This window comes from Dyadobacter sandarakinus, from assembly GCF_016894445.1.
Taxonomy (GTDB): Bacteria; Bacteroidota; Bacteroidia; order Cytophagales; family Spirosomataceae; genus Dyadobacter; species Dyadobacter sandarakinus.
On the sequence record NZ_CP056775.1, the window covers coordinates 143,458 to 169,682 of the forward strand.

The following is a 26,225-nucleotide window of genomic DNA, read 5'->3' on the forward strand; positions in this document are numbered from 1 at the left end:
ACACCGGCTTACCGGTTTCTGACATATCAATGGCCCTAACCAAAGACGCCCGAAATAAACTATACGCGTTTGTACAGGCCGTGAAACGGCTGCTGATTGCCGATGTAGAAAGTCAGCTTCAGCAGTTCTACGGCATCCGGCCTGACGGCTCTATTCTTCCGCTGGAACAACTCACCACCCGCGATACCGACCGGCTTTATCGGGCGCGGTTACTGCGTGACCGCCTAACATACCTCTACGGCAATATCGTTACGGCCAAGGACAAAGAGAAAAACGCCGTGCAGCAACTGGTGCGAGAACAGGCCTTCACGGTCCTGAACCGATTTGCCGCATTGCGTATGGCCGAGGAACGGACCATCATTACTGAAACGGTTCGACAGGGCTACAATTCGGCAGGCTTTCAGGTGTTTGACTCGGTAACTGGCCAGGGTATGTCGGCCGACCAGTTTACGCGCTACAGCTGGTACCTCGATGCTGTGTTCGACGAGCTGGCCCTAGACCTACCTGCCGTCTTTGACAGGTATTCGCCCTACGCGCTGCTATTCCCCACCGAACCGACACTGTTAAAACTGTTTGAACTGCTTAATGCCGAAGACATCAAAGCGTTTAGGCAGATAGGGCGGCCTGTGCTGAACCTTTGGCAGGAAGACGAAACTATTGGCTGGATGTACCAGTATTACAATGCTGACGACGAGCGTAAGCAAATGCGCGAAGCGCAGGCTCCCCGTAACAGCCGCGAACTGGCCGTGCGGAACCAGTTCTTTACACCTCGTTATGTAGTGCAGTTTCTGATCGATAACACTTTGGGCCGCATCTGGTACGATATGACGGGTGGCCAGACCGAACTGGCCGACCGTTGCCTGTTTATGGTGAAGGAATCGACCGTGGACGCACCGGAAATCCCAAACCCCAAAGACCCCCGCCACATTCGGATGCTCGACCCGGCCTGCGGTTCTATGCACTTTGGGCTGTACGCCTTTGATCTGTTGGAGATTATCTACCGCGAGGCATGGGATAAATACCCCCATCTTCTGGGTGATCTGCGTGATGTGATGACGCGCGCCGAGTTTTTGCAGAAGGTACCGTCGCTGATTCTGGCGCACAATATTCACGGGGTAGACATTGACCCTCGGGCGCTGCAAATGGCCGGACTGAGCCTGTGGCTGCGGGCTCAACGCAGCTTTGCCGAGATGAATCTGGCCCCCGCCAACCGGCCGGCCATTACGCGTGGCAACCTGGTATTGGCCGAGGCTATGCCCGGAAATCCGCAGTTGTTGAGCGAGGCCGTAAAGGGCCTGAGCAAACCCATGCGTCGACTGGTGCTGCACCTCTGGCAGCAGATGCAGCTAGCGGGCGAAACCGGCGTGGTGCTGCGTATTGAGCACGAGATCCGGCAGGAAATTGGCCGGATTGAACGCGACTGGAATACACTGGTTAAAACCAATCAGGGCGATCTGTTCGACGCCGAAGCGCAGGCCGAGGCCGAGCAAATCGGCAATCTCAACGACCGGCAACAACGCGAAGAGTTCTTCGAGAAGGCGGAGCATGAGGTACTGGACCACTTGCGCCGTTTGGCGGAGTCGTCGACCACGGAAGATGCCTACCAGAAGCTACTCTTTGCTGATGACACCGCACGGGGCTTTGCCTTCATTGAGCTCTGCCGACAGCGTTACGATGTAGTGGTAATGAACCCGCCCTTTGGCGCAACCTCCGTGGCTACCAAAGCCTACGTGGATAGGACATACCCCGACGGAAAGGGCGATTTAGCCGCTGTATTTGTGGAGCGTATGCACGAGATGCTGACAGACGTGGGTTTGCTGGGAGCTATCTCTACACGTACCATTTTTTTCCTAGGCTCTTATCTGAATTGGCGAAAGAAGTACATCATTCACCATACATACCTAAAATACATGGCCGATCTCGGCATGGGCGTATTGGACGCGATGGTGGAGACAGCGGCTTACGTTATGGGGCGAAAGGATAATCCTACTTCCGTATTTCTGAGAGCCACCAAAGCAAATGCTGACCAGAAGGAAGCAATGCTCTTCAATGCTCTTACAACTGGAGAAAACCGTTTTAACCAAAAAACGAGTCGATTTCGGTTGATCCCTAATGAACCGCTTTGTTACTGGATTGATAATAAAACATTCGCATTACATGAAGATTACAGTTCTTTTGAAACAGGTCTGTCAAGAACATGTAAACAGGGTGCGGGTACATCTGATAATTTTCGGTTCGTCTATAATTGCTGGGAAGTACCTCGTGACAAAAAGTCAGGTAGAGACTGGCCACTTTTTCTGATGACAGATGGTAGTATACGGTACGTCTTTCCTGGTACAGCCGTTATTAATTGGCAAAATAACGGCTTGGTCGTTAAAACTTATTCGGAGCAACTATATGGATCTGTTACGAAACAGATTTCCAGTCAAGAATACTACTTTCGAGTAGGTTTGAGTTGGTCTGTCCGTACAGCTAAGTTTGAGCCACATATTATTCCAGCAAGTTGTATTCCAAGTGCAAGACGATTTTTGACAGTATTTCCAAACATGCTGGACGTCTTACCCGCGTGCTCCTTATGGAACTCTGATTACTTCGACTATGTGTTGAAACTAAGTATGGAGCGAGCAAACCATCCTCAGTTCATAAATGGAGTAATAAACAAATCACCTTATCCAACCCTCCCCGAAAGCTTAGAGACGTTTCTTGCCAAACAAACGCTACTCAATCATGGACTGATTCAGGAGGTTTTTGAGCGAGAAGAAACGAGTTTATATTTCACTGGCCCAGCGTTAAAATCAGGTTTGTCGATAAGCCAGAGTATTGAAACCGTTTTGAGCCAATTTGCACAAAGTAAAACCGCACATTTGACTTCGCTGGTCCAGATTAACGAGCAGGTATACGCCAATTTCGGTATTACTACCGAAGATCAGGCCCACATTCGGGAAATAACTAACAGTGAAGAAGCTCGTCCGGAGGGTACGGTCTTCAATGTATCGGAGCTCGAACTGGCCGAGGGTGTACTTTCTTGGCTCGTAGGCGTCGCCTTTGGCCGCTGGAATGTTATGTTGGCCCATCACCCGGAGCGCATTCCCATTCGTGAGGATATTTTTGCCCCCCTACCAGCCCAAAGTCCAGCCAGTTTAAACATGGATGGGCTGCTGGAGTACCCCGTTCCCTTTCGTATGGATGGCTTAGCAGTAGTGGAAGACGGCGACCCCGCCGATCTGATGCGCTGCATTCGGGCCACGCTGCGTTACCTGTACCATGAGCAGGCCGATGCCATCGAACGGGAATTGGCCGCTTTGTTAGGCGCTAATGATCTTGCCGACTACCTGAGTCAACCCAATCGTTTCTTTGCGGCCCATCTGGCCCAATACACCCAGAACAAACGCACAGCGCCAATTTACTGGCCCCTGTCAGTACCATCTGGCAGATACACCATTTGGATGTATTACCCACGGCTCAACGACCAAACCCTTTACCGCATCGTTGGCGAGTACTTAAAGCCCAAACAAGCCGCCCTCACCGATGATATTCGTCGGTTGGAAGCATCGGGCACCCCCACCGACAAAGACCGCCGTTTGCTGGCCGATTGGCAGTCGCTCCGGGCTGAACTAGCTCAAATGGAAGCCGACCTGCTCCGCATTGCCGACCTGCCGTATCGCCCCAACCACGACGATGGCGTGTTGCTCACGGCCGCTCCGCTGCACGGCTTTTTCCGTAACCGCAAGTGGCAGCAGGCCACCGAAGCTGCCTGGCAAGAACTACAGCGGGGCGACTACGACTGGGCACACTTAACGCTGCCCATCTGGCCGGATCGGGTAAAAGACAAGTGCAAAACCGACCTGAGTATGGCCATCGCTCACGGTCTGGAAGATACTTGTAGTGTAAAACCCAGGGAGAAGAAGGAACGTACCCCCAAAGTCTCCGGTAGCGGACCAAAAGGGAAAAAGAAATCGACCACTGATCAAACGACCATACTGCCATGACCATCAACCAGTACATAGCGGATTATCTGCGGCAGAAGCTCGTAGATTCACCAACCCTGCTGGTCTATGACCCTAATGGCCGCTACCATGACCTAGTGCCAACGTTGGCCTCCGACCTGGTGCACGTAGTCGATGCCAGCAAATCGTTCATCAAAGCCCGCGAAGAGGCCCAGCGAATTTATACTGTCGAACTGCCCGCCAATGAGCAGGCCCGGCTGGTGCTGTACCTGGCGCTCAAGTCGCCAACCGACAATCAGGCCCGCATTAAGGACCCCTACTTTATGTTTGGCCTTGGAGGAGCCATCTTTCCCCTCACTCCCGCCGACCGGTATATTGAACTGTGCAAGTCTTGCTACCCTGGTCAGGAATCGAAGATTGATACCCTTTTTGTCGATAGCGAGCCGTCCTTCGAGACGGTCGATGCGCTGGGAGCCGGTAACACCTACGCGCTCTTGCAAACCCTCACCGGGGGGAAATCGGGCGGAACTCGTTCCGACGCAGAAATGGTGCTGGCCATCATGACGGGATCGCCTGATATGGCGACCGCCTGGAAAAAACAAAGAGGGATCACTGCCGAATGGAAGACTTTCGCTAAACAGCAGTTGGGGCTTAAAGCAAGCAGCGGCAGTGCGCTGCCAGACGTGCAGGAAGAAATCTGGCGGTATGTGCTCTTCAGCGAATTTGTTTATGACCTGCCTGTACCACTGCCGGTTCAATTTGCGAACGTACCTCGGGGCGGAGAAAATCAGCGCAAGCTTATACTGGAACTGGGTCAAACGCTGCGGCAACGAAAAGGATGGGAGGAACTGTACGTTGAAAACGCTGGTAAAGTAGACGAAGACTTGGGCCTGTCAGAAGTTTTTGCTCAGGAAACGGATCTCGGCGAGATCATCACCTTCGCCTTTGAAGACAACACCTATTTTCACCGCTACATCAACGATATTCTGGCAGGCAAACTAGCAGAAGCTGCCGAGGAGTGGTCACTAGTACAGGGCAACATCTGGGAGGGGCACGACCCGCAGCGGGCGGCCAACTGGCAGGTAGCCCGCTGCGGAGCGGAACTACTTCATTTCGCTGGTACCCTGACCGACGAGGCCATCCAAAGTCACGAGACCCTAGCTCAATTGGTTGAGCAGTACGCCAACCACTGGTACCGGTTCGACCAGTTTCAACGGTCATTCGAACAATACACCGACATTCTGCCTGACCGCAGCGAATTGATTGAAACGTATATCAAACGCGTGCGACAAACCTACCGCAACCGCAGTGAGTTGCTGCAAAAGCGGTATCAATCGCTATTTGTAGGAGAGGGCTGGCCTGGTACGATACCGTTTCAGAACACCTCGGTCTGGAACAAGTACATTGAACCTAATCTTAAGGCACATGTGCCTACTGCCTACATCTGGGCCGATGCACTACGCTTCGAGCTAGGCAAGGAAGTGGGTACGGCTTTGACCAAAAACGGGCATATCGTCGATTTGATCCCATCCGCTGCATTCATTCCGACGGTAACTAAATTGGCTATGGCAGCCCTATTGCCTGATGCGGATCAAAAGCTTTACCTAAGACATGTTGGCGAGTCCATGGAAGCCGAACTTGATGGGGTGGTACTCAAGAACCTACAGGACCGAGTGGGCGTGCTACGTACCCGGCTTGGCGACAGAATGCAGCATCATTCGCTGGACAACTTCCTTAATAGCCCTAAGCAGAAGCCCTTCGACTTGCTGTGTTTATCGCTCACGGAGATTGATACCTCTGGCGAATCATTGGGCAGCAATGCCCTGTTACCCATTCAGGAAGCAGCCAAAAAGCTGGTTCGGGCGGTCAATAAACTCAAGCAAGTGGGCTACAAACAGGTCATCATTGCCGCTGATCACGGCTTTGTGCTCCACCCTGACTACGAGCCGGGCGACAATATGCCCAAACCACCCGGCGACTGGTGGCTGGCCAAAAAACGCTGTCTGGCAGGCATCGGTACCCCCGGTGATGCCAGCCTTGGTTTTACGCCCGAGCGGCTCTCCCTTCGCAGTGATGCCACTCAGTTCATCTTCGCCCGGCAGTTTGGTGTCTACCAGGCCAACACCCGTTATTTCCACGAAGGCCTATCTCTCCAGGAAAATATTGTGCCGGTGCTGACGGTGCGGCTGGCAGTCGTCAAAACGGAATCGAAGGCTGATGTGACGCTTAGTCACAAAAAAGGCTTTATTACAGGCCTGCGTCCATCTATTCAGGTGGCGGCTTTTTCGGAGAGCCTTTTTGCCGAGCCACTCATCGTCCGCATCGAAGCCGTGGCCAGTGGAGAGGTCGTGGGCACACTGGCCGATCAAACCGGGGTGAATCTACTAGCGGGCACCGTCGAGTTAACCCCCGGAACCACCAGCAGCCTCACGTTGGAAATGGGGGAGGACTTCGAAGGCAATTTCGATGTCGTAGCCATCAATCCTGCCACGGGCAAACAATACGATACATTATCGCTCAGAACTGACTATTCGTTTTAACTTATGGACGCGCTCGATCACAAATTGAATGAACAGTTTCCGGGCAAAGTAGTCCGGAAGGATCTGGTCCACCAGATAAAGAAAGCGGCTAACGTACCCTCGTTCGTGCTGGAGTTTCTGCTTTCCAAGTACTGCGCAACCGACGATCCCGACGAAATTGAAGCAGGCAAGAAGGCCGTGTTGAACGTGATTGAGAGCAATTACGTACGGCCTAACGAGGCTAACCGGGCGCAGTCAATAGTTCACCAGAAAGGGCGACATAAATTTATCGACAAAGTACACGTTAAATTTTACGAACGCGAGCGACGGCACTGGGCCGCCATGGAGAACTTCAACTCGACGCACATTGCTATAAATGAGAAGTTCTACGCTGAGAATGAGAAATTGCTGGAAGGTGGTATCTGGGCTGAGGTGAAAGTAGCCCATAACGACGTAGAGGAAGACGATTACGCGTTTTATATCGAGGAGTTAAAGCCTATCCAACTAGCCCGGTTCAACGAGCAGCAGTTTTTAACAGGCCGTTCGGCATTCACGCGCGACGAGTGGATTGATGTCATTTTGCGGAGTGTAGGGCTGAATCCGGCCATCATGGACAACCCACCCCCCGAAATAAAGTCAAAATTCCCTTCTGGCCTGCGATTAAAACTGCACTTTCTAGCCCGGTTGATTCCGTTGGTGCAGAGCAACTACAATTTTTTAGAACTAGGTCCGCGTGGCACGGGGAAATCGTATTTCTATTCTGAGTTTTCGCCCTACTCCACGTTGCTTAGTGGTGGCCAGGCCAGTACGGCGACGTTGCTTTACAATAACGCCCGCAAGAAGGTTGGCGCGGTCGGTTTCTGGGACAATATCGGGTTTGATGAAGTCGGTAATATGAAGATCAAAGACAGCGATACGATCCAGATCATGAAGGACTACATGGCTAATGGACGGTTTTCGCGTGGTCAGGAAGTCATTGCTTCGGCCAGTTTTGCTTTCGTGGGTAACATCGATCACTCTGTCGAACAGTTGGTAAATTCCTATCAGCACGACCTATTCATAACGTTACCAAAAGCTTTTGACCTTGCCGTACAGGATCGGTTTTTCTTCTTCCTGCCCGGTTGGGAAATCCCTAAAACCGACCAGAAATTTTTGACCAACCAGTTCGGACTCATCACCGACTACATGGCCGAGGCTTTCCATTACCTCTTCAAGCATAATACGGAGTACTTTAATATTGTAAACCGGGTTCAGCTAGGCCCTAACGTACAGGGCCGCGACGAACTGGCTATTCGTAAAACAATTAGTGGTCTGCTCAAAATTATCCACCCTGATGGCAAACCCAGCCCGGTCGAACTAGACGAGTTAGTAGCCTATGCTATTGAGGGGCGCAGACGGGTTAAAGAGCAAATGAACAAGCGTAAACCCGATGACGAGTTTGCGTTGATTGACCTTTCCTTCGTGGATTCTGCTGGTATCGAGCAGATCATCTACTGCCCGGAAAGCCGATATGCAACGGCTACCCAAAATCCACGGCGCAGCGCAGAGCAGTTAGTTGAGGAGCCAGCAGCCATTAAGCGAGTCCTTATCGACGAGCCGGCTCAATCAGTTCGACCGTCAACAGCCGATGAGCTGACAAATGCAGAGATCGATGAAAATGCGATTATTGAGTTAACTCCACCAGCGCTCACTGAGAAGCATGTTAAAATTCATTACGGTGACCGAGGATTTAGCTATGAGACTGTGTTTGGTGCGTATCTGATTGGTGCTGTGGAGGTTGTAGTGGAAGACCCTTTTATCCGGACGTCCCACCAGATTGGTAACTTTCTCCGTTTTTGTGAGCTGTTGGTAAAACTGGGCGACTGCGAGAAAGTCACTTTAGTCACCGGGGCAGACTCTGTTGAACAACAGGAGAAAAACAAAGTATTGTTTGCGCAGCTAGGTGATAGCTTGGAAGAACAGGGAGTCTTTTTAACGCTGCGTTTCAGCGAGACGCTGCACGACCGGGAAGTGTGGCTCAGTAACGGCTGGCGTGTTCGCCTGGGTCGCGGCCTCGACTATTTCCAGTCTCCAGCCGGAAATTACCTCCAGATTGGCACCAATGATTATGGTCTGCGCCCCTGCCTGGAAACAAATATTGATTTTTTTAAAAGTTAGATTTACTTCTGGGATTACAAACCCATTATTTATACCTGGCAGACGCGACTATGACTTATCCCGAACTAGAGAGTGCCGTCTATGAGACGCTTTGGCATAAACACGAACAAGATCCTTCATTTACCTTCTCCGTTCGCAAAAAGGCATCAAAGGGAGCCGAAGCCGATTACTTCATCGGCACGAAAGCGTCAAATTATTTGGGATTTACCTGTTGGCACGTACCTATCTACTACCCGGGCGCTTCTATTGATTTTTGCAGCTTTATAGTGAAACCGTTAGATAATGGATTTGAGTACCAATTTCAAGTTTTCACGCCTAACGCAGCAGAAGCCCTTGAGGAAAATCCCGCCTTACAGATATGCCATTATTTGGCAAATCAAATTGCGTTTCAGTTAACTGAACATGGAATAGAGTTTAGACAATCTATTAAGTCTAATGCTATGCTTTGGTTTGGTATTTATCCTAAATCATCTAAGTCAAATTCTGGTGGTGAGGCTGCTCTTAGTGAACTAAAAAGCTTTATCGATGGGATTCTGCCTGCTGTTGATGCTGCTATTACAGATACAAAAAAAGAGTATCCTGACTTTTCTGGAAAACGGATTGAACTGGCTGCATTTCAACACATGCTTGCAAAAATGAAGATTCGTCAGGATCGGTATAAAACATCTACTGATAGTGCTTCTGAAGAGTCCGATCTTTCTTCTGAAGACCTTCCCATTCCGGTCACGATGCAAATCGATTCGTCTATCTTACCCAGTAAAAACCTCTTGCTTTATGGCCCACCGGGAACGGGTAAGACCTACTATCTACAAACAAAACTTTTCGATTACTTCCAGGAGGAGGGCAAACCCATACGCTATTCATTCGTCACCTTTCACCAGGCATTTACCTACGAAGACTTCATCGAGGGGCTTAAGCCAATTGTGGGCCAAACTGGGGGTGGACAAATTAGCTACACTATTGAACCTGGCATTTTCTACAAGGCTTGTGATGAAGCGGCTAAGCTAGCGGGATTTGACTCCTTGTCACAGGCTCTGGCAGTGACTCAGGAGGAACGCGAAACCCGGTTTGAACAAGCTCCCCCTTACGCACTTTTTATTGATGAGATCAACCGGGCGAATGTATCAGCTACGTTTGGTGAGTTGATAACGCTGCTGGAAACCAATAAGCGGTTGGGCGCGGATCAAGAAATAACAAGTCTGATCTTACCCTATTCCAAAAAACCTTTCGGTGTTCCCTTGAACCTATATGTAATCGGCACGATGAACACGGCTGATCGGAGTATTGAAGCCCTCGATACTGCATTACGGCGCAGGTTCATCTTCCGAGAGATCTCACCTGACCCCTCTTTATTAAACCGTTCTATTGCAGACATTCCGCTGCATCAACTGCTAACGACCATAAATCACCGGTTGGAACGATTGGGAAATAGAGAGCAGCGTGTTGGCCATGCTTTTCTTACTAGCGTGGAGACCGAACAGCAGCTGGTTGATGCCTTTAGCTACAGCATTGTTCCTTTATTACAGGAGTACTTCTATAACGACTACCGAAAAATCGGCTTGGTGCTTGGCAGAGGATTTGTTGAGGAGCGGATATCAATAGCCTCGTTTGCTGACTTTGACGCCGATTTAGCCAGCGAGTATGAGGAAGTTGTCCTATGGGATCTAAAACCGGTAACCCTTGACGCTATTAGGGGGGTTTTGTGAACTGTATGAACAGAGATACGATTATTCAGGTATTTGAGCACGATAAGTTACGAGTCATCGCCAACGAGTCATCGACTTTTACCCAACAGCATTTAACGGCTTTGACCCGATATTATGAGAAGCAGCCCCAACCTTACTTCAAACTGATCCACCAGGGTGTACAGTTTAGTCAATACGTGGGTATAATCCGGGTTGGATCACTAACGATCGAAATTTTACCGAAAGTGGGAAACGTGGGTGATGCTAATTTGTGGCAGCAAGTACTGGTCGGCATGTTGATTGAAAGCCGTTTGCTAGACGTTCGAAGCCCCACTCAAGCTTCCCTTCGTGTCAAGTCACATTCAATCCTTGAGTTGTATATCGCCCTTTTTCTGGATGAGGTTGAATTATTACAACATCAGGGTTTATTGAAGGCTTATCGGCGGGTGCAGGAAAATAGGGGAGCTTGTAAAGGCAGATTACTCGTACATCGGCAAATAACCCAAAATTACGCCCATCAGGAGCGCTTTTGTGTAGACTATCCCACCTATGATAACGATAATCTACTCAATCAACTTCTTTATAAAACGTTGAGACTTATTCCTTCGCTAACCTATCAAACGTTACTTGTCGGCCGCACCCACACGCTGCTACTCAATTTTCCTCGACAAGCAGACATATCGACTAGCTCACACCGATTCGATGAGCTGGTTTATAATAGAAAGACGAGCGTCTATCGGTCCGCTATTCAACTCTGTGAACTATTACTTCTAAACTACCATCCTGATTTAATGGCTGGGTGGAAGCCGGTGTTAGCGCTTCTATTCGACATGAATCGGGTTTGGGAGCAGTATGTCTGGCAGAGAATCAGAAAGTCTGATCTTTTTAATGCCTATACTATTAACTGTCAAAACACAAAGCCGTTTTGGGGAAATCATAGTATCAAGCCAGACATCTATTTGGAAAAGAAAGAAGTTAGGGACGAAGAGTGGCCTAATATTATTGTGGACACCAAGTGGAAAGTGAATACGCAGCTTGTTCCGTCTAGTGATGACTTGAAGCAAATGTTTACTTACAACCATCATTACCGAGCCTCCCGGAGTTTACTTATCTATCCGGCGGCTGACCAGAACCAAGATACGATTTCACGCCCATTCAAATTGGCTGGCGCCGGCGGCATTCATCATTGCCAGCTCTGTACCCTACCTGTATTAGGTGAGAGAGGGCTAAATAGAAATATTGCGACTAATATATGGCACCTAATCTGTAATTCGAAGGACTATGAACCGCATGTACATGTGTAGGCTTTCCCGAAATTGTAAACTTTCCTGAAAAGGAAAGTTTACAATGCCTCGGCCATTATAACTATGTGGTGAATAAATTGTTCTAAGTTTTTTCCTTCCTGCCAGATAGACGAAGCCACATTATACTTATATTCCCATTTCTCGAACTCTAAACCAATCGGCTGTTTTGTCGCGCTGAGTCTGTGTTCCTCGAGTTCCTTTGCACATACAACTGAATTTTTTAAAATTTCTGAAATATTAGTCACAAATAGTACTTTTTCCCGAAAATCACTGTCAGTTGGCAGAGTAGTAGATTTTGGGAAGACACACAACGCGTAGCTGTCAGATGAAACCGCCGTTTGTGCTTGTAAGGAGGTCATTTTTACTGAGCTATCAGTGCCAATAACAAAGGACTTTATTTCAACGAGACAAGAAAATTTGTTCTTTTTTAGAATGAAATCTGAGCCGTAGCCTGTTCGTTCTACCACAATTCCCTTACTTGCAATTTCCAGTTTAAAAATTTGTTCAGCAAGATCGCCTAAGTTTGTTTGAAAGTTGACTTTTTCTTGCTCCAGTTTTGCTTCTTTAACCAGAATTGTAATATTGGCAGCTCCCACCAACTTCAATGCATCGTTGAAATTCATTAACTGTTCTATCGCGATTCCACTTTTAGCTATTTTTGCCAGAATATCTAGCTTTTCACGATCTTGTAATATTGTAGAAACGTTATCTAAATCTCGCCCTTCACCCAATGTGCCCACAATGAGCATATCCTTGTTGTTTAAGAAGAAAGGGAAGTATTTCTTTTCTACATCTTTTTTTACGGAGCTGGATTGATTAAGTAAAAATACAAGTTCGGAAAAAGCTGTCTCTTGCTTATCGCCTTTAAAATCTCTCACACAGCCATCTATTTCATCTGCGATATGCTTTAAGCAATATGTATTTGTTTCATCAAATAAATTTTCACTAACACCTCTCAAATCCTTATGTAACAGCCATTCATCCCAATCTTGGCGAAGATATTTGGCGTTGGCGATATCTTTTAAATCGTCGGGAATGTTATCGTCCTTTTTTAGATTTTTTAGAGTACAAAAATTATTTCTTTGATTGGGAATGAATGCAAACTTATTTAATAAATTTCTGTGTTTTTCATCTTCAAAACTGGCAATAAAAAGTATCAGATCGTCAAGCCATTCAATAACCTGATTTTTGCTTTTGGATTTGAATATATCATTGAATTCCAGTAAGTTTTCTAATCCGTTTAATCTCTGCAATTTTTCCGCAATAAGTGTTAGAATATACTCATTGGAAAGAGTGAAATCAAAATCATCTAAATTAGAAAATATCTGCAATTCTTTTTCGACATTTTTATCAAATACTGAATAGGAAAAAGTCAATAATTTCTCTCGATGTCCATAGTGTTTTTTTTGCTGCTCTGAGCTTAATGAGACCAGTGTGAAGAAAATTTCTTCAAAAGCACCGTTTATATCGTCTTTTGTATTTATTAGATAGTTTTTTTCAATAGCTTTTATGAGCTCATTGATCTTTGCGGAAATATCTACTGTCGACTTGGATTGGTGATTTTCAAAGCCTCTTATACTTTGATCTAAAAGTATGTTTGTGAAAGACCAATACAATGGATTTTCTAATAGGTAAGTAAACCTATCTAAAATATCCTTCAAGGGTTTAATAATCCCGTTGTCAAAGAAGATTTCCTGCTTTTTCTTCAGTATTCCATTTTGATTTGGGAAGACACTTTTTTCACTGTAGTACGTTTCTTTCTTATTATAAAGGTAAAAATTAATGAAACGGTTTACCCAATTTAAAGTGTTTTCAATTGTTTCAGAATTTAATCTTGCTTTTAGGGTTTCAATGTCCTTTGTTGCTTGAACGTCATGCACCAATGTTGTAAGTAGCCAATTATCTGAGGAGTTCCAAAAGTTTGGAGTTAAGCCATCTATTATTTTTATTTCAGTAATACTATCATCTAAGTCTTTGGCAAGCTGCCAAAGCCCCAAACGCCAATTTACATATTCATCATCATTGTCTGAGGGCGGAGAAGCATATGAAATTATTTGATTAACAGCCTCTCTTACTGTATCTTGATCACTCCGTCTATCAGATATTATTTTATCGATGTCTTCGGAGATGTGTTTAATTCCGTATTTCGGTATTTCAGCAATTTCCGAAATTAGAATACTTGGGTGAAGCAAAAAATCTGCCCAATTTTTTGTACTAAGATTTTTATAAATATCAATAACTAAATCTGGTATTTTTGAGTCAACATCAGAATGTAACAAATTTTTCATATCTCCGACTTTCATAAATATACCCTTTTTGTTCGGTAGGCATGATATTGACTGCAATAGTTCGGGTTTCTCGGCTTCGTTAAAAATGTAGTTAAATACTTTATTCAACCAATTAATGGCTTCATCGTTGTTGGATGAAAATCTATTTTCTGCCAATTGTAATAAATTATTTTTAAATTCGATTTCTTTTAATAGCGATCTTAAATCATATCTTAAATCAAACCCCCATGTTGAGTAGTCATGTTTTATAATTTCATTCCACAAATGAATGTCTTCTTTTTGCGGTATTGAATGGCCAATTATATCTTTGCATATTTCCCAAAAATCAGTTGTTTTTTCGTTTCCCTTTTCACTGGGAAAAAATGCCTGTCCGAGCTGTATATAGTCGCCGTTCGAAGTTAGAACGAGTTTTTGTGAAGTTAAGTGTTGCCGAATAGTTTTAAGAACGCTTTTGTACCAATCCTCTGAAGTCCATTCAGTTGGGCAAATTTCATAGTCTGTTTTGGCAAGCCAAAATAGATCCATCCACTTTTCTTTAATTGCATATTCTAGTAGTTTTTTGAATGGAATAATTGCATTTTCCACACGCACTTGGTTTCCATTATCCTTGCCGGTTAAAAGCAGTATACCATTTCTTTCCGTTTTTGGATAGAACTTGCTGCAATTTAAAATTACTGGAAATCGCCATTGCTCACTTCCGATTAACGGAAAGGTGCAAAATAGAACGGGTAGTTCATTTTGAGGCGGTACAATTTTGAAGGATGTATCAGTTCGATTGAGCTGGATAGCGATGTCAATTTGTTCTGAAAGCGACGAACAAGTTGCAATTTCAATAGTGAAATTTTGTTGTAATCGTCTATCGAAATCATATACTTCTTTTGAAATTTGGTTTATTTTTACGTGATTTTCCCTATTACTTGAGTTGTTGTAGTGTGAGGATTTGGCAATATTATGAGAAATTATTTTATCACAAATTTCGATAGATCTGATTTCCTTACTAAACGATAAAACATAGGGGATGAGACTGTGTATTCCGTTTATGCCGTTTTTTACAATATCAAATCCTTTGGCCAGACCATCCTTATTCTCATTTAAGTAGTAGGTAAACCTTGTATTGAAGCCGTTTGGGTTAGGTTGATTGGTTGGTTTGAAATTACTGTCGTACTCATTTAGTGAGTTTTCTACTTTCTCAGCTAATTCAAATTTACTGTTATATTTTCTATCCAGAACAAAGGAAAAGGTATAATATCTTTCGTCACGATCTAAGTATACGCCCTCGACGAGTATTTTTAGAGACAGGATATGGGTTGAAAGGAATCCAGTTCCGAATTGTCCGGTAATGTCCTCCCTTACTATTTCATCTTCTTCAATCTTTCCCGAGTCAGCAAGAAGCAAGCATTTGGGGTCATCAAATTTAAATCTGTGGTTACTATATCGAAATGGCGTACCGTTATGCTCAAACCTAAGAAACGGCTCTTTATGCTGATCATAATCAATTATAACCCTTGCGTCAACCATGCCATTTGATGTTGCAACTGTATCTTTGGCGTTTTGTAGAAGTTCCCAAAACCATCGTTTGTCACCGTCCTTTTCTGCCAAAGCATTATTGACTTTTTCGTAAATTTTGCTTGTGGCGGAGGTTGCAAGTTCACGGTTTCTATTTTCCATATTTGCTTTATTTGAATTTTTATAACTTTGACGCTCGAAGTTTGTAGTCTCGTGATCAGACCAAATTGATAGGCTTCAGACTTATTTTTAATGTTTTTCTATTTTCTCTTCTGGCATGTTAGTACTTTATCGCTATCACTGGATATTCCCGTGATAGCGTAGATCTTCTGCTTCTTTTTGTGTAGATTATTCTCTGCTAGTGGACGTTGTAAATTAAGTCGAAGCTATTAATTTGTTCAGTAATCTCTCATTATATGTAGTTTAGGGGTCTATATTTTACAATGAATCGATCGTTCCGACTGGGTAATATGGTGATATGTCGTCTCTGATTTTATATGGCTAGATTTGCGCTAGAGCTTTGTTTTGTAAGTAATTTTGCAACTTTTCTTGGTTTCGTTTCAGCACTGTCACAATTAGCTTTTTTACCGTGTCCATCTCATCCGGCTGGCTAGCAGCTGCAAGATACATCAAGGGACAAGTGTTTCATTACAGATTAGCACACTTCCGTCGGTTGCTCTTAACAATCCATTCACGGATAGAAAAAGTAAAAAACAGGCGGCAGCAATGCGCTGATTGCCGTCCACATATGAATGGTTCTTGATTATCAGATAGAGTAGGGTGGCTGCCTTTTCTTCGATTGAGGGACAGAAGTCGACGTCACCGAATCTTTGCTGATCTGTGCTACTTAGCTTTTGAAACTATCATCCTTCTCTTTACCAAAAACAGAGGAATCGAATTCGCTTCTTATTGCTTCGATGACTGTTTGGTAGTCTGGCAACTCCCGGTATGCAGCTGGATGCATGTTTCGACCTTTCTGGTCAAGATTTTCGTGATCGTAGTCGTCTAGGAGCTCAGGACATTTTGCAAATTGGTCAAGCCATGCAATATCTAGGTCTCCGATCTTCGTTTCGATGGCTCTGCTTAGAATACGAATTCCGTCTTTCAGGATTTGAACTTGCTGTTGCTTCTGGGCTAGCCGCCTCTCGTTTATGGCGTAACCCTGTATCAGATAGTCCCTTAAACGCTGGGTAGCCCACTGGCGAAATTTTGCAGCTGTCTCAGATTTGATACGGTAGCCCACTGAGATAATTGCATCAAGATTGTAAACCTTCTGGTTCCGTTTTACCTCTCTTTTTCCCTCCATTCGAACTATCAAGATATTCTTAATAGTTGCTTCTTCGATCAGTACACCATCCGAAATACATTGCTTAGGTGCATATTGATATTGGGTACGGTCGTCTGAAACAGGTCTGGCATCATTATCTGCGTAAGCCAAACTGTCTCACTGATCAAATTTTAGCTCGGTCTGAGTCTTTGTCGTCCTTGCTTATGTAAGTTTCTATCAGATTCTCCATACCAAGATTCCTTGCTTCGAAGTTAAGTAACAGCTGATAAATGGAAGGTTAGGTTGAAATCAAGTATTTTCGGCTTGAAGTAAGGTACGAAGCACTTTTTTGAGGACGTTTGTAACCGGTTTGGGTAGATGTTCGATACAAATAAGTGATGGTAATTCTTAAATTGATTGTTCCTAATCAATCGGGTTTTGTACCCATTTTGTACCTCGATAGATGTAACTGACTGTTATTTAGCTAATAATAGATAATGTATCGGGAAGTAAGATTTGATTTTAGCACAAAACAGAACCTATGAGCGAGCAGGATATCCGCTGGGAGCAGCGCTTTGAAAATTATAAAAAGGCTCTTAAAAAGCTGGGTGCAGCATTGCAGCTTGATGCCGAACGTTCGTTGAGTGAACTCGAAAGACAGGGCGTTATCCAAGCATTCGAATACACGCACGAGCTGGCCTGGAAAGTAATGCAGGATTTTTTCATTTACCAGGGCAATACGGAAATCAGAGGTTTAAGAAATGCAACGCGGCAGGCTTTTAGTGTTAATTTGATCTCAGACGGGAACAACTGGATGGAAATGATCAAAAAAAGAAAGCTCACCAGCCACACCTATAACGAGGAAATTTCTGAAGAGATTTACACAAACATTGTCGGTCAGTTTTACCCGCTATTTGTAACGTTTCAGGAAACGATGGAGCATATCAGAGCAAGAAACGAATGGTGTACGGATTATCAGAAAAAACAATAAAGGGCATTCAGGGCGTATTTGCTGAGCATCCTCAAATAGAGCAGGCGATTTTATATGGATCGCGCGCAAAAGGGAATTACCGAAACGGCTCCGATATTGATCTGGTTTTGGTAGGGCCGGAGCTTGATCTGTCTCAAATATTCAAGATTGAAATAAAGCTGGACGACCTGATGCTGCCGTACAAGATCGACCTCTTTGCCCTCCACAAAATTGAGAATCAGGACTTGATTAACCATATTAACCGGGTAGGAATAGTGTTTTTTGAAAAAACGCATTGATCGTGCAAATCTCAGAATTGAAACATGAGCTACCTACTTTTCAATAACCATTCTGACAAGCTCCGTGAATGTCTCCGATTCAATTTTTAGCAGGTAAATGCCTGTATTAACAGGCAAATTGGCGATGTTCAATGCTGTACTTTCTCCCGGTCTGGCACTTTGAGGCGCCGTAAGCTTGTACCCATTTCCGAATACATTGATCAGCTCAAAAGAAATCGGTCCGGAATGGCCAGCCGAAAGCGAAACTGTCAGCTGGTCTTTAACCGGGTTGGGGTAAATAGCCGACGGCTCCTTTTCCGGTGTTTCAGATACAACTGCTTCCTGACTAACCCGCGCACCACTGCTCGAAGCCTGGATGAATAGCTGCGGAGCCCTGTTCATTTCCCTGCTGTTAAAAACCAGTTTGATATTGCGGCTGCTGGGATCATCCAAAAGCAGGCTCACCATGCCATCGCCGGATTGCTGCTGTGCCTTCACATAGCTGGTAACATCAATTTCATAATTCTGGTATTGACCATTGACTGCCACAGATCCCAGCGAAGGTGTCGAGGCAGCCGGCGCATTGGTTTTGTTAATGCCCGATTCTGTCCAGCTGTCATCATTTACGCCAAAAGCATGCAGATTGATACCATTGCTGTTTTCATGGTTATGCCCGTAAATGCGCAGCTTGGCCGAGGTGATCACGCCCGTAGCCGGCAACTGAAATTTCAGGTAAGCAGCGCGGCTTACGTCCGGATCATTTGTCAAGGATTTGATTTGCAGGTTTGCAGTTCCATAGTTGTTATAACTATAAATCCCGCCCTGCACATAGGAATCGGCAATCGGGTTCAGGGTCAGGCCGGCACTCATCACTTCAATGGCGCAAATCCTGGGCATGTCGGCAGCTCCGGTCAGAAAGTCGATGTTCAGTAAACCATCCGTAACCGTGACAGGAAAGGTTACCTGAACTGCGCGCATGGCTCCCCCGGCAGCAACGAAGATGTCATAGTTGGTCAGCTTGCGGCTGCCTTCCATGTTTACATGAAACTGCCTGCTGCCTGCTCCTCCCTTTTTACCGGGTGTACCAAAGTAGGTTTCGGCAAAATGCAGGGTTACATTCACTTCTCCGCTCATAATCGGGATATTGTAGCTGAAAGAAGGCGAGATCCGGCCCGAGCGGTAAAGCACATCATTGGTTGTATTGAGAATGTCGCCGGTAGCAACTGTACTTGGCCGTTCAATGCCGGCGTAATATTGATCCGCAGTAAACAATTTCCCGGTAGCAGTCGTGAAAGCCGGCCCGCCTGCATTGATCCGGATGGGCATTTTCGGGAGTGCTGCACTTTCAGGGGCAAGCTTGACGATCCAGTAGTCCTCCTGGCCGCGTGAAGTTTCGGTTTTATCTCCGCCAGTCAGGGAGCTTGAGGTCGCTGCAAGCAGGTAGCCGCCATCACGGGTTGCAATGATATCCGAAGCTCTATCGCCATATTCCCGGTTGTTGCTTCCGATCACGTCATTCCAGACAATGCTTCCGGTTGCTGAAAGTTTTACCAGCCAGATATTTGAATATCCGTTATTAGCTACCGTTTTATCCAGGCCCGTTTCGGACAAGGAACTGCCCGCAATCAGATAACCTCCGTCTTTCGTAAGCTGCATCCCTGCAAAATGATCATTGTCAGAACCCTGGATGGTATTTTCCCACTCCTTTATTCCATTGGAGGTGATTTTGATGATCCAATAGTCGAAACCAATGCTTTCTTCGGATTTGTCGAAACCTGCGGCGGCATTAGTGGTTCCGCCCAATACATATCCGCCATCCGGGGTAGCAATCACCGACTGTAAGACGCTGCTATTATAAGTGCCCTTAAACTCCCGGGTCCAGAGTACATTGCCTGCGGATGTCAATCTTACCAGGTAATAGGTGCCTCCTGAGTCCTGTAATGTTCCGGTACCTACGCCGAGCAAATATCCTCCGTCGGGTGTAAGTGTTACTGTATTAAGGCTGGGTGTTTTTCCATCGACAAATATGTCTTTGCTCCATTGTAACTCTGCCAGGGAATCCAGTTTCAAAAACCACCCTCTGTTGGTAGGAGTGCCGTACTGATCGGGTGGGGAAGTTGTACCGGCAATAGCCAATCCGCCATCGGGCGTAATTTCCATGGTGCTCATGGTCTCATTGGCTCTTGTGCCAATCGTTTTTTGCCAGTTGATCTGTCCTGAGGCACTCAGCTTAACGATCCAGATATCTCCCAGACCCTTGCTAGGTACCGTTTTATCTCTATTGACGGTGGAGAATGATTGTCCCGCCACAAAAAAGCTGCCGTCAGCCGCCTCTTTAACAGCATAGAGCGTTTCTTCATTGGTTCCACCCAGCGATCTGTCCCATTTTTTGGAGCCATCGGGTGCTACCTTTACAATCCAATAGTCAAAACGGCCCTTGTATGGAGCCGTTTTATTACCCGAAATGGAGCTTTCTGAACTTCCGCCGAGGATGTATCCTCCGTCCCGGGTCTGAATGACTGATCTCAGAATATCAGAGTAATCTCCTCCAATGGTTTTGTCCCATTGAACAGCAGGCTGTGCAATTACACCGAACGAGGCAATACAAAGCAGTAATAATGAAAAGGGCAGGGAGAATTCTCTCATAAACAGGTTAGGTTTTTGCATAAACAGGCATCTTTTAACTATTAGACCATTTTGGTTGGCAGATACTGCATTTTTAAATATTTATTAAAAAAAAACTTATTCCGCAGGTAAGCATCAGCAACTTACAGGTTACATCTGAATATTTTCTTGTAGAATTACATCAGTTAGGCGCGAAATTTATACTATATAGGATACCGAGGTAAAGAGTTATGTGGGAAAAGACAGCAAATGGTCCTGATAGGACCTTTTGTTGTTTTCAGGCGTTTGTTACCATTGTTTTAGTTTGCTAGGCTTACGGATTTGGTTAACTTACATGATCATCAAAAACGGCTGAATATGAATTCCTTAAAGAAACTTTCACTGGTAGCTGCGGTTCTGTTGCTGGGATCATTCACCGCTTTGCACCACGGTTGGGCCGATTACGATCAAACCAAGCCCATTGATTTCAAAACAAAAATTGACGAATCGGTTTATGAAAATCCGCATGTACTGGCCAAAGTGAAGTACAAAAAAGAGACAGTTACCGTCTTTCTTGCACCCACCAGCCGCATGTCTGACCGGGGCTTAACTGCTGATATGATCAAAAAAGGGACCTCTGTGCGCCTTGTTGCATATCCTCATAAAACCGACAAAAATGAAATGCGGGCCGAACGCATATTTGTCGACGGCAACAAATACGAACTCCGGTAGTGGAAGCCGAGCTGCTCACCTGGCTCGAAAAGTCGTCCTGGGCAGTGGGCATCAGGCAGTCACTCTGGCTGTACCCGGCATTGGAGATCGTCCATATACTCGGTATTGTCATGCTGGCTGGCGCCGCTTTCCTGTTTGACCTTCGCCTGCTGGGCTACTCCCGGAACATCCCGGTAACTGCACTTGCAAGGCATGTGCTGCCATGGTCGGCGCGCGGACTGATTTTGATCGTTCCTTCGGGCCTGCTGCTTTTTATTACCAATGCACAATCGCTCGGAAATGACCCGGTGTTCTGGACCAAGCTGCTGCTCATCGTACTAGCCGGGATCAATGCAGCCGTTTTTCACCAGGTTATTTCTAAAAAAGCGGAAGCCATGCATGCCGGGAATGTTCCCGCCGCTGCAAAGATTTTCGCTGTAATTTCCCTGACCGCCTGGATTGCTGTAATTGCCTGCGGAAGGCTGCTTGCGTATTGAAAAACCACAAATTACATGGTGTAGCTCGGCATCGAGCATTTTTTGAATTAACTTTGCACCATAATTCGATACTATGATTTACTTCTTTGCTGACGAACAGGATACTGTTTTTGCACTCCAAATAGAACGAACGCTAACTGCCACAGACACGTCGAAACTTACATGGCTTTTTGGCGGCGCTGAACTCCGGGATGAGACTGTCATCACGGAGTTTTTTGTTGGTCCCCGTGCTGCCATGGTCACGCCATGGAGCACCAATGCCGTAGAGATCACCCAGAATATGGACATTCAGGGTGTGATCCGGATAGAGCAGTTCAGGCGGGTGAACTTCACTTACGATGAGTTTGATCCGATGCTCTCGCAGAAGTACAGCGAGCTTAACCAGGAGATCTTTACCATCGATATCAAGCCGGAGCCGATCCAGAAAATCGCCGATATCGGCGCTTATAACAGGCTGGAAGGATTGTCCCTGAGCAAGGACGAGGTGGACTACCTCAACAACCTTTCACAAAAAATCGGCCGTAAGCTTACCGACTCGGAGGTTTTCGGCTTCTCCCAGGTTAACTCGGAACATTGCAGGCACAAGATATTCAACGGCACATTTGTAATTGACGGGGAAGAAAAGCCATTGTCGCTCTTTAAGCTGATCCGGAAAACTTCCGAGACCAATCCCAATTCCATTGTTTCTGCATATAAGGACAACGTGGCATTTGTGAAAGGTCCGGTTGTGGAGCAATTTGCGCCCAAACGCGCTGATGTTCCCGATTTTTATGCAAAAAAGGAATTTGAATCGGTATTGTCCCTGAAAGCGGAAACCCACAATTTCCCTACTACTGTAGAGCCTTTCAATGGTGCTGCCACAGGGTCCGGCGGTGAAATCCGCGACCGGCTGGCGGGAGGCCAGGGTTCTGTACCGCTGGCCGGAACAGCCGTATACATGACAGCCCTTTCGCGCCTCACTAATGACCGGCACTGGGAGCGGGGCATGGCGGAGCGTAAGTGGCTCTATCAAACACCGATGGACATCCTGATCAAGGCGTCCAATGGTGCGACAGACTTCGGTAACAAATTTGGTCAGCCGCTGATTGCCGGTTCCGTACTCACATTTGAACATGAAGAAAATGGCCGCAAGCTGGGTTACGATAAAGTAATTATGCAGGCAGGCGGCATTGGTTACGGCAAAGCCGATCAGGCCAAAAAACTTTCGCCTCAACCCGGAGACCAGATTGTAGTGATGGGAGGCGAGAATTACAGGATCGGGATGGGCGGCGCGGCCGTATCATCAGCCGATACCGGGGCATTGGGATCGGGTATCGAACTGAATGCGATCCAGCGCTCTAATCCTGAAATGCAGAAGCGCGTGGCCAATGCCGTACGTGCACTGGTTGAAAGCGATAATAATACAATTATATCCATCCACGATCACGGTGCAGGCGGGCACCTGAACTGCTTGTCGGAGCTGGTGGAGGAAACAGGCGGCAAGATCGACCTGGACAAGCTGCCGGTTGGTGATCCCACACTTTCTGCCAAAGAAATCATCGGCAATGAATCCCAGGAACGTATGGGACTGGTGATCAGTGCTGAAAACCTTGAAACACTCAAACGCATAGCTGATCGCGAGCGCGCTCCCCTGTATACCGTGGGAGAGGTTACGGGGGATCACCGTTTTACTTTTGAATCGGCAAGTACCGGCGTAAAGCCCATGGACCTGGATCTGAGCGACATGTTCGGGAGCTCGCCCAAGGTTATTATGCAGGATAAAACGGTAAAACAGGAATATGCAGCCATCATTTACCTGCCGACGCAGGTCAATGAATTTCTGGAAAACGTATTGCAGCTGGAAGCCGTCGCCTGTAAAGACTGGCTTACCAACAAGGTTGACCGTTGCGTTGGTGGCCACGTGGCCAAGCAGCAATGCGTGGGACCTCTTCAGTTACCGCTGAACAATGTAGGTGTGATGGCCCTTGACTTCCGGGGAAAGGATGGTATTGCCACATCTATCGGGCATGCGCCGCTTTCTGCATTGATCGACCCTGCGGCAGGTAGCCGCAACGCCATCGCAGAGGCACTCTCCAACATTATCTGGGCTCCTTTGAAAGATGGCCTGGAAAGTGTGTCATTGTCGGCCAACTGGATGTGGGCGTGTAAAAATGAAGGTGAAGACGCACGTTTATACCAGGCCGTTCAGGCCTGCTCCGATTTTGCGATTAGTCTGGGCATCAATATCCCGACAGGAAAGGATTCGCTTTCCATGAAGCAGAAGTACAAGGGCGACGAGGTGATTGCACCGGGAACCGTCATTATTTCGGCTGCCGGACATTGCGATAACATCAGGGCTGTGGTAGAGCCGGTTTTGCAAAAAGACGGAGGCGCGGTTTACTACATCAATCTATCCGGCGACAGCTATAAACTGGGCGGTTCGTCCCTGGGACAGATCGTCAATAAAATAGGATCGGAAACACCGGATGTGATCGATGCCGCGAAGTTTAAAATAACATTCAACGCCATTCAGGACCTGATCAAAAATGGTCAGATTCAGGCCGGACACGATATCGGCAGCGGCGGACTGGTTACTACCTTGCTCGAAATGTGCTTTGCAGACAGGGAACTTGGCCTTGAAGTGGATCTGACCACATTGGGCAGCGCAGATACGATCACGAAGCTTTTTGCGGAAAACATCGGCATCGTATTCCAGGCCGGAAGCGACATTGAAGCCCTGCTGACCGAAAAGGAAATTGAGTTTCATAAACTGGGAAATGTACTTACGACCGCGGAGTTTAAGCTTAAAGATGGCTCCGAAGAGTGGGCTTTCGACATAGAGAAGCTACGCGATATCTGGTTTAAGACATCGTACCTGCTGGATAAAAAACAGAGTGGCGATGTGCTGGCCAAGGAACGCTATGATAACTACAAAAATCACCTGCTGAAATATAACTTCCCGGCGCATTTCGACGGAGCAAGACCTCAGATCAGCGAAACCAATGCACGCCCGAAAGCTGCAATCCTTCGTGAAAAAGGCAGCAACTCCGAGCGGGAACTGGCCAATGCCATGTACCTGGCAGGTTTTGATGTGAAAGACGTGCACATGACTGACCTTATTTCCGGACGTGAGACGTTGGAAGATATCCAGTTTCTGGGTGCAGTAGGAGGGTTTTCCAACTCCGATGTACTCGGGTCAGCCAAGGGTTGGGCGGGCGCGTTTTTGTACAATGAAAAGGCAAGAGTAGCGCTGGAAAATTTCTTCAAGCGGGACGATACCCTTTCGGTAGGGATATGCAATGGTTGTCAGCTGTTTATAGAGCTTAACCTGATCAATCCCGAGCACGAATATCCGTCCAAAATGCTGCACAATGAGAGCGGGAAGCACGAGAGTATCTTTACCTCGCTGGTTGTTCAGGAAAATAATTCCGTCATGCTGTCGACCCTGGCGGGAAGTACGCTGGGCGTTTGGGTATCGCATGGAGAAGGACGTTTTTACCTGCCTCACGAAGAGGAGGATTACGGCATTGTAGCCAAATATGCATACCATACCTACCCGGCTGCTCCCAATGGATCAGACTTCCTGGCGGCTATGCTTTGTGACAAAACCGGCCGTCACCTCGTAACCATGCCGCACATCGAGCGTTCGCTCTTCCAGTGGCACTGGCCGCATTACCCGGCTGGCCGCAAGGACGAAGTAAGTCCGTGGATGGAGGCATTTGTGAATGCCAGGAAGTGGATTGAGGGGAGAAGGGAGTAGGAGGAAAAGGAGGAAGGGAGAGTGACGAGAATAGTGTCGATAGTGGCCCGCTGCGGATTTTTCTGGCAGCGGGCTTTTTTGTTGCGGGTTATTTTCTCACATATACCTCCCGGATCTCTCGGTTGATGCCGAGGCTGTCGATCTTCTCCTCGCCCGTCTGGATGATGGTATCTCCATGCATGCGAAGCTTGAATTGAAAGTCATGGTTTTCCCATTCCCGGTAGTTGCAGTACTGCAGCTTTTCGGTGTAATCTTCTCCTTTTAAGGTGTAAGTCCCCGCACCCGCAGAAAATACCGCTGAATCGCCTTTTCCCTGCCGGGTGTCGTGTTTCATGAAAGTGAAATGCGTGTCGGTGAACGTCTTGATCATTTCCTCGTCCTTCACCGGAAAAGTGTCAACGGTATCACCTTTTTCGATGATCTGGCTGGAATGCAGGAACCAGGTACCGGCGAGGGTTTGTGGTTGGGATGTGGTGCCGGTTTCAGGCTTGGAGTTGCAGCTGGCAGTTAAAGCCAGCAGAGCCGCAAAGGAGAGGTATCTGATGTGCATGGTTAGTTAAAATGAATTTTCTCACATAAAAGGATCTGAGTCATTTTGTCTACCGGAATACCTTTTACTCCTTCGTTTACTCCCGCAGTTACTCCCTCAATGCACCAGATTATCACCTGAGTTTGGTATGATCTGTAAATGAAATGCAAAACATGAGTTGTCCGATATTTTCGGGCAACTCATGTTTAAGCAGCCATCTTTAT

General features: G+C 46.6%; 15 protein-coding genes. 10 read left to right on the forward strand and 5 right to left on the reverse strand.

Features of this window, described 5'->3' with window-relative positions; genetic code table 11:
• Nucleotides 1-29 precede the first annotated feature (29 nt).
• The 5 genes from pglX to HWI92_RS00550 are packed head-to-tail and all read left to right on the forward strand — an operon-like array spanning nt 30 to nt 11,612.
• Nucleotides 30-3,989 (forward strand): BREX-1 system adenine-specific DNA-methyltransferase PglX, encoded by a 3,960-nt coding sequence (pglX, locus tag HWI92_RS00530; RefSeq protein WP_204660266.1) that lies wholly within the window; start codon nt 30-32, stop codon nt 3,987-3,989.
• Nucleotides 3,986-6,487, forward strand: coding sequence for a PglZ domain-containing protein (locus HWI92_RS00535; RefSeq protein ID WP_204660267.1), 2,502 nt, complete (start codon nt 3,986-3,988; stop codon nt 6,485-6,487). The genes pglX and HWI92_RS00535 overlap by 4 nt, the downstream gene beginning before the upstream one ends.
• A gap of 3 nt (nt 6,488-6,490) precedes the next feature.
• A complete protein-coding gene (brxL, locus tag HWI92_RS00540) occupies nt 6,491-8,623 on the forward strand; it encodes a BREX system Lon protease-like protein BrxL (RefSeq protein WP_204660268.1) in 2,133 nt (710 codons plus the stop codon).
• A gap of 50 nt (nt 8,624-8,673) precedes the next feature.
• Entirely contained in the window at nt 8,674-10,329 is a 1,656-nt protein-coding gene (locus tag HWI92_RS00545) for an McrB family protein (protein WP_204660269.1), read from the forward strand.
• A 5-nt stretch (nt 10,330-10,334) separates the two neighbouring features.
• The gene (locus HWI92_RS00550) at nt 10,335-11,612 is read left to right on the forward strand and encodes an McrC family protein (RefSeq protein ID WP_204660270.1); all 1,278 of its coding nucleotides are present in this window, start codon (nt 10,335-10,337) and stop codon (nt 11,610-11,612) included.
• A 38-nt stretch (nt 11,613-11,650) separates the two neighbouring features.
• Here HWI92_RS00550 and HWI92_RS00555 read toward each other — a convergent pair whose 3' ends face one another.
• From HWI92_RS00555 to rhuM, 3 genes are all read right to left on the reverse strand, one after another.
• Nucleotides 11,651-15,568 (reverse strand): RagB/SusD family nutrient uptake outer membrane protein, encoded by a 3,918-nt coding sequence (locus HWI92_RS00555; RefSeq protein ID WP_204660271.1) that lies wholly within the window; start codon nt 15,566-15,568, stop codon nt 11,651-11,653.
• 467 nt (nt 15,569-16,035) lie between these two features.
• Nucleotides 16,036-16,206 (reverse strand): Fic family protein, encoded by a 171-nt coding sequence (locus tag HWI92_RS25220; protein WP_310589533.1) that lies wholly within the window; start codon nt 16,204-16,206, stop codon nt 16,036-16,038.
• A 47-nt stretch (nt 16,207-16,253) separates the two neighbouring features.
• Complete coding sequence (gene rhuM / locus HWI92_RS25225; RefSeq protein WP_229248644.1) at nt 16,254-16,844, reverse strand: RhuM family protein; 591 nt, start codon at nt 16,842-16,844, stop codon at nt 16,254-16,256.
• A 370-nt stretch (nt 16,845-17,214) separates the two neighbouring features.
• Between rhuM and HWI92_RS00565 the strand changes: the two genes are divergently transcribed.
• Nucleotides 17,215-17,664: a nucleotidyltransferase substrate binding protein gene (locus HWI92_RS00565; protein ID WP_204660272.1), complete on the forward strand. Its 450-nt coding sequence runs from the start codon at nt 17,215-17,217 to the stop codon at nt 17,662-17,664.
• Entirely contained in the window at nt 17,634-17,942 is a 309-nt protein-coding gene (locus HWI92_RS00570) for a nucleotidyltransferase domain-containing protein (RefSeq protein WP_229248646.1), read from the forward strand. Before HWI92_RS00565 ends, HWI92_RS00570 begins: the two co-directional genes overlap by 31 nt.
• Nucleotides 17,943-17,975: 33 nt before the next feature.
• Here HWI92_RS00570 and HWI92_RS00575 read toward each other — a convergent pair whose 3' ends face one another.
• Complete coding sequence (locus tag HWI92_RS00575; RefSeq protein ID WP_204660273.1) at nt 17,976-20,567, reverse strand: CBM96 family carbohydrate-binding protein; 2,592 nt, start codon at nt 20,565-20,567, stop codon at nt 17,976-17,978.
• A gap of 336 nt (nt 20,568-20,903) precedes the next feature.
• Between HWI92_RS00575 and HWI92_RS00580 the strand changes: the two genes are divergently transcribed.
• The 3 genes from HWI92_RS00580 to purL all read left to right on the forward strand — a co-directional run bounded on the left by HWI92_RS00580 (nt 20,904) and on the right by purL (nt 25,472).
• Complete coding sequence (locus HWI92_RS00580; RefSeq protein ID WP_204660274.1) at nt 20,904-21,257, forward strand: DUF6152 family protein; 354 nt, start codon at nt 20,904-20,906, stop codon at nt 21,255-21,257.
• Entirely contained in the window at nt 21,257-21,733 is a 477-nt protein-coding gene (locus tag HWI92_RS00585) for a DUF6644 family protein (protein WP_204660275.1), read from the forward strand. Before HWI92_RS00580 ends, HWI92_RS00585 begins: the two co-directional genes overlap by 1 nt.
• 73 nt (nt 21,734-21,806) lie before the next feature.
• Nucleotides 21,807-25,472 carry a phosphoribosylformylglycinamidine synthase gene (gene purL, locus HWI92_RS00590; RefSeq protein WP_204660276.1) on the forward strand — a complete coding sequence of 1,222 codons (3,666 nt, stop codon included), beginning with the start codon at nt 21,807-21,809 and terminating at the stop codon, nt 25,470-25,472.
• Nucleotides 25,473-25,560: 88 nt separating this feature from the next.
• On the opposite strand, the gene HWI92_RS00595 is transcribed toward purL, so the two are convergent.
• Entirely contained in the window at nt 25,561-26,022 is a 462-nt protein-coding gene (locus tag HWI92_RS00595) for a lipocalin-like domain-containing protein (RefSeq protein WP_204660277.1), read from the reverse strand.
• Between the last annotated feature and the right edge of the window lie 203 nt (nt 26,023-26,225).

Coding starts and splice junctions, on each gene's coding strand:
- HWI92_RS00570 (WP_229248646.1), top strand. CDS start 17,634: ATGGTGTACGGATTATCAGAAAAAACAATAAAGGGCATTCAGGGCGTA.
- HWI92_RS00575 (WP_204660273.1), bottom strand. CDS start 20,567: ATGAGAGAATTCTCCCTGCCCTTTTCATTATTACTGCTTTGTATTGCC.
- HWI92_RS00555 (WP_204660271.1), bottom strand. CDS start 15,568: ATGGAAAATAGAAACCGTGAACTTGCAACCTCCGCCACAAGCAAAATT.
- HWI92_RS00545 (WP_204660269.1), top strand. CDS start 8,674: ATGACTTATCCCGAACTAGAGAGTGCCGTCTATGAGACGCTTTGGCAT.
- brxL (WP_204660268.1), top strand. CDS start 6,491: ATGGACGCGCTCGATCACAAATTGAATGAACAGTTTCCGGGCAAAGTA.
- HWI92_RS00565 (WP_204660272.1), top strand. CDS start 17,215: ATGAGCGAGCAGGATATCCGCTGGGAGCAGCGCTTTGAAAATTATAAA.
- purL (WP_204660276.1), top strand. CDS start 21,807: ATGATTTACTTCTTTGCTGACGAACAGGATACTGTTTTTGCACTCCAA.
- HWI92_RS00580 (WP_204660274.1), top strand. CDS start 20,904: ATGAATTCCTTAAAGAAACTTTCACTGGTAGCTGCGGTTCTGTTGCTG.
- HWI92_RS00535 (WP_204660267.1), top strand. CDS start 3,986: ATGACCATCAACCAGTACATAGCGGATTATCTGCGGCAGAAGCTCGTA.
- HWI92_RS00595 (WP_204660277.1), bottom strand. CDS start 26,022: ATGCACATCAGATACCTCTCCTTTGCGGCTCTGCTGGCTTTAACTGCC.
- pglX (WP_204660266.1), top strand. CDS start 30: ATGGCCCTAACCAAAGACGCCCGAAATAAACTATACGCGTTTGTACAG.
- HWI92_RS00550 (WP_204660270.1), top strand. CDS start 10,335: ATGAACAGAGATACGATTATTCAGGTATTTGAGCACGATAAGTTACGA.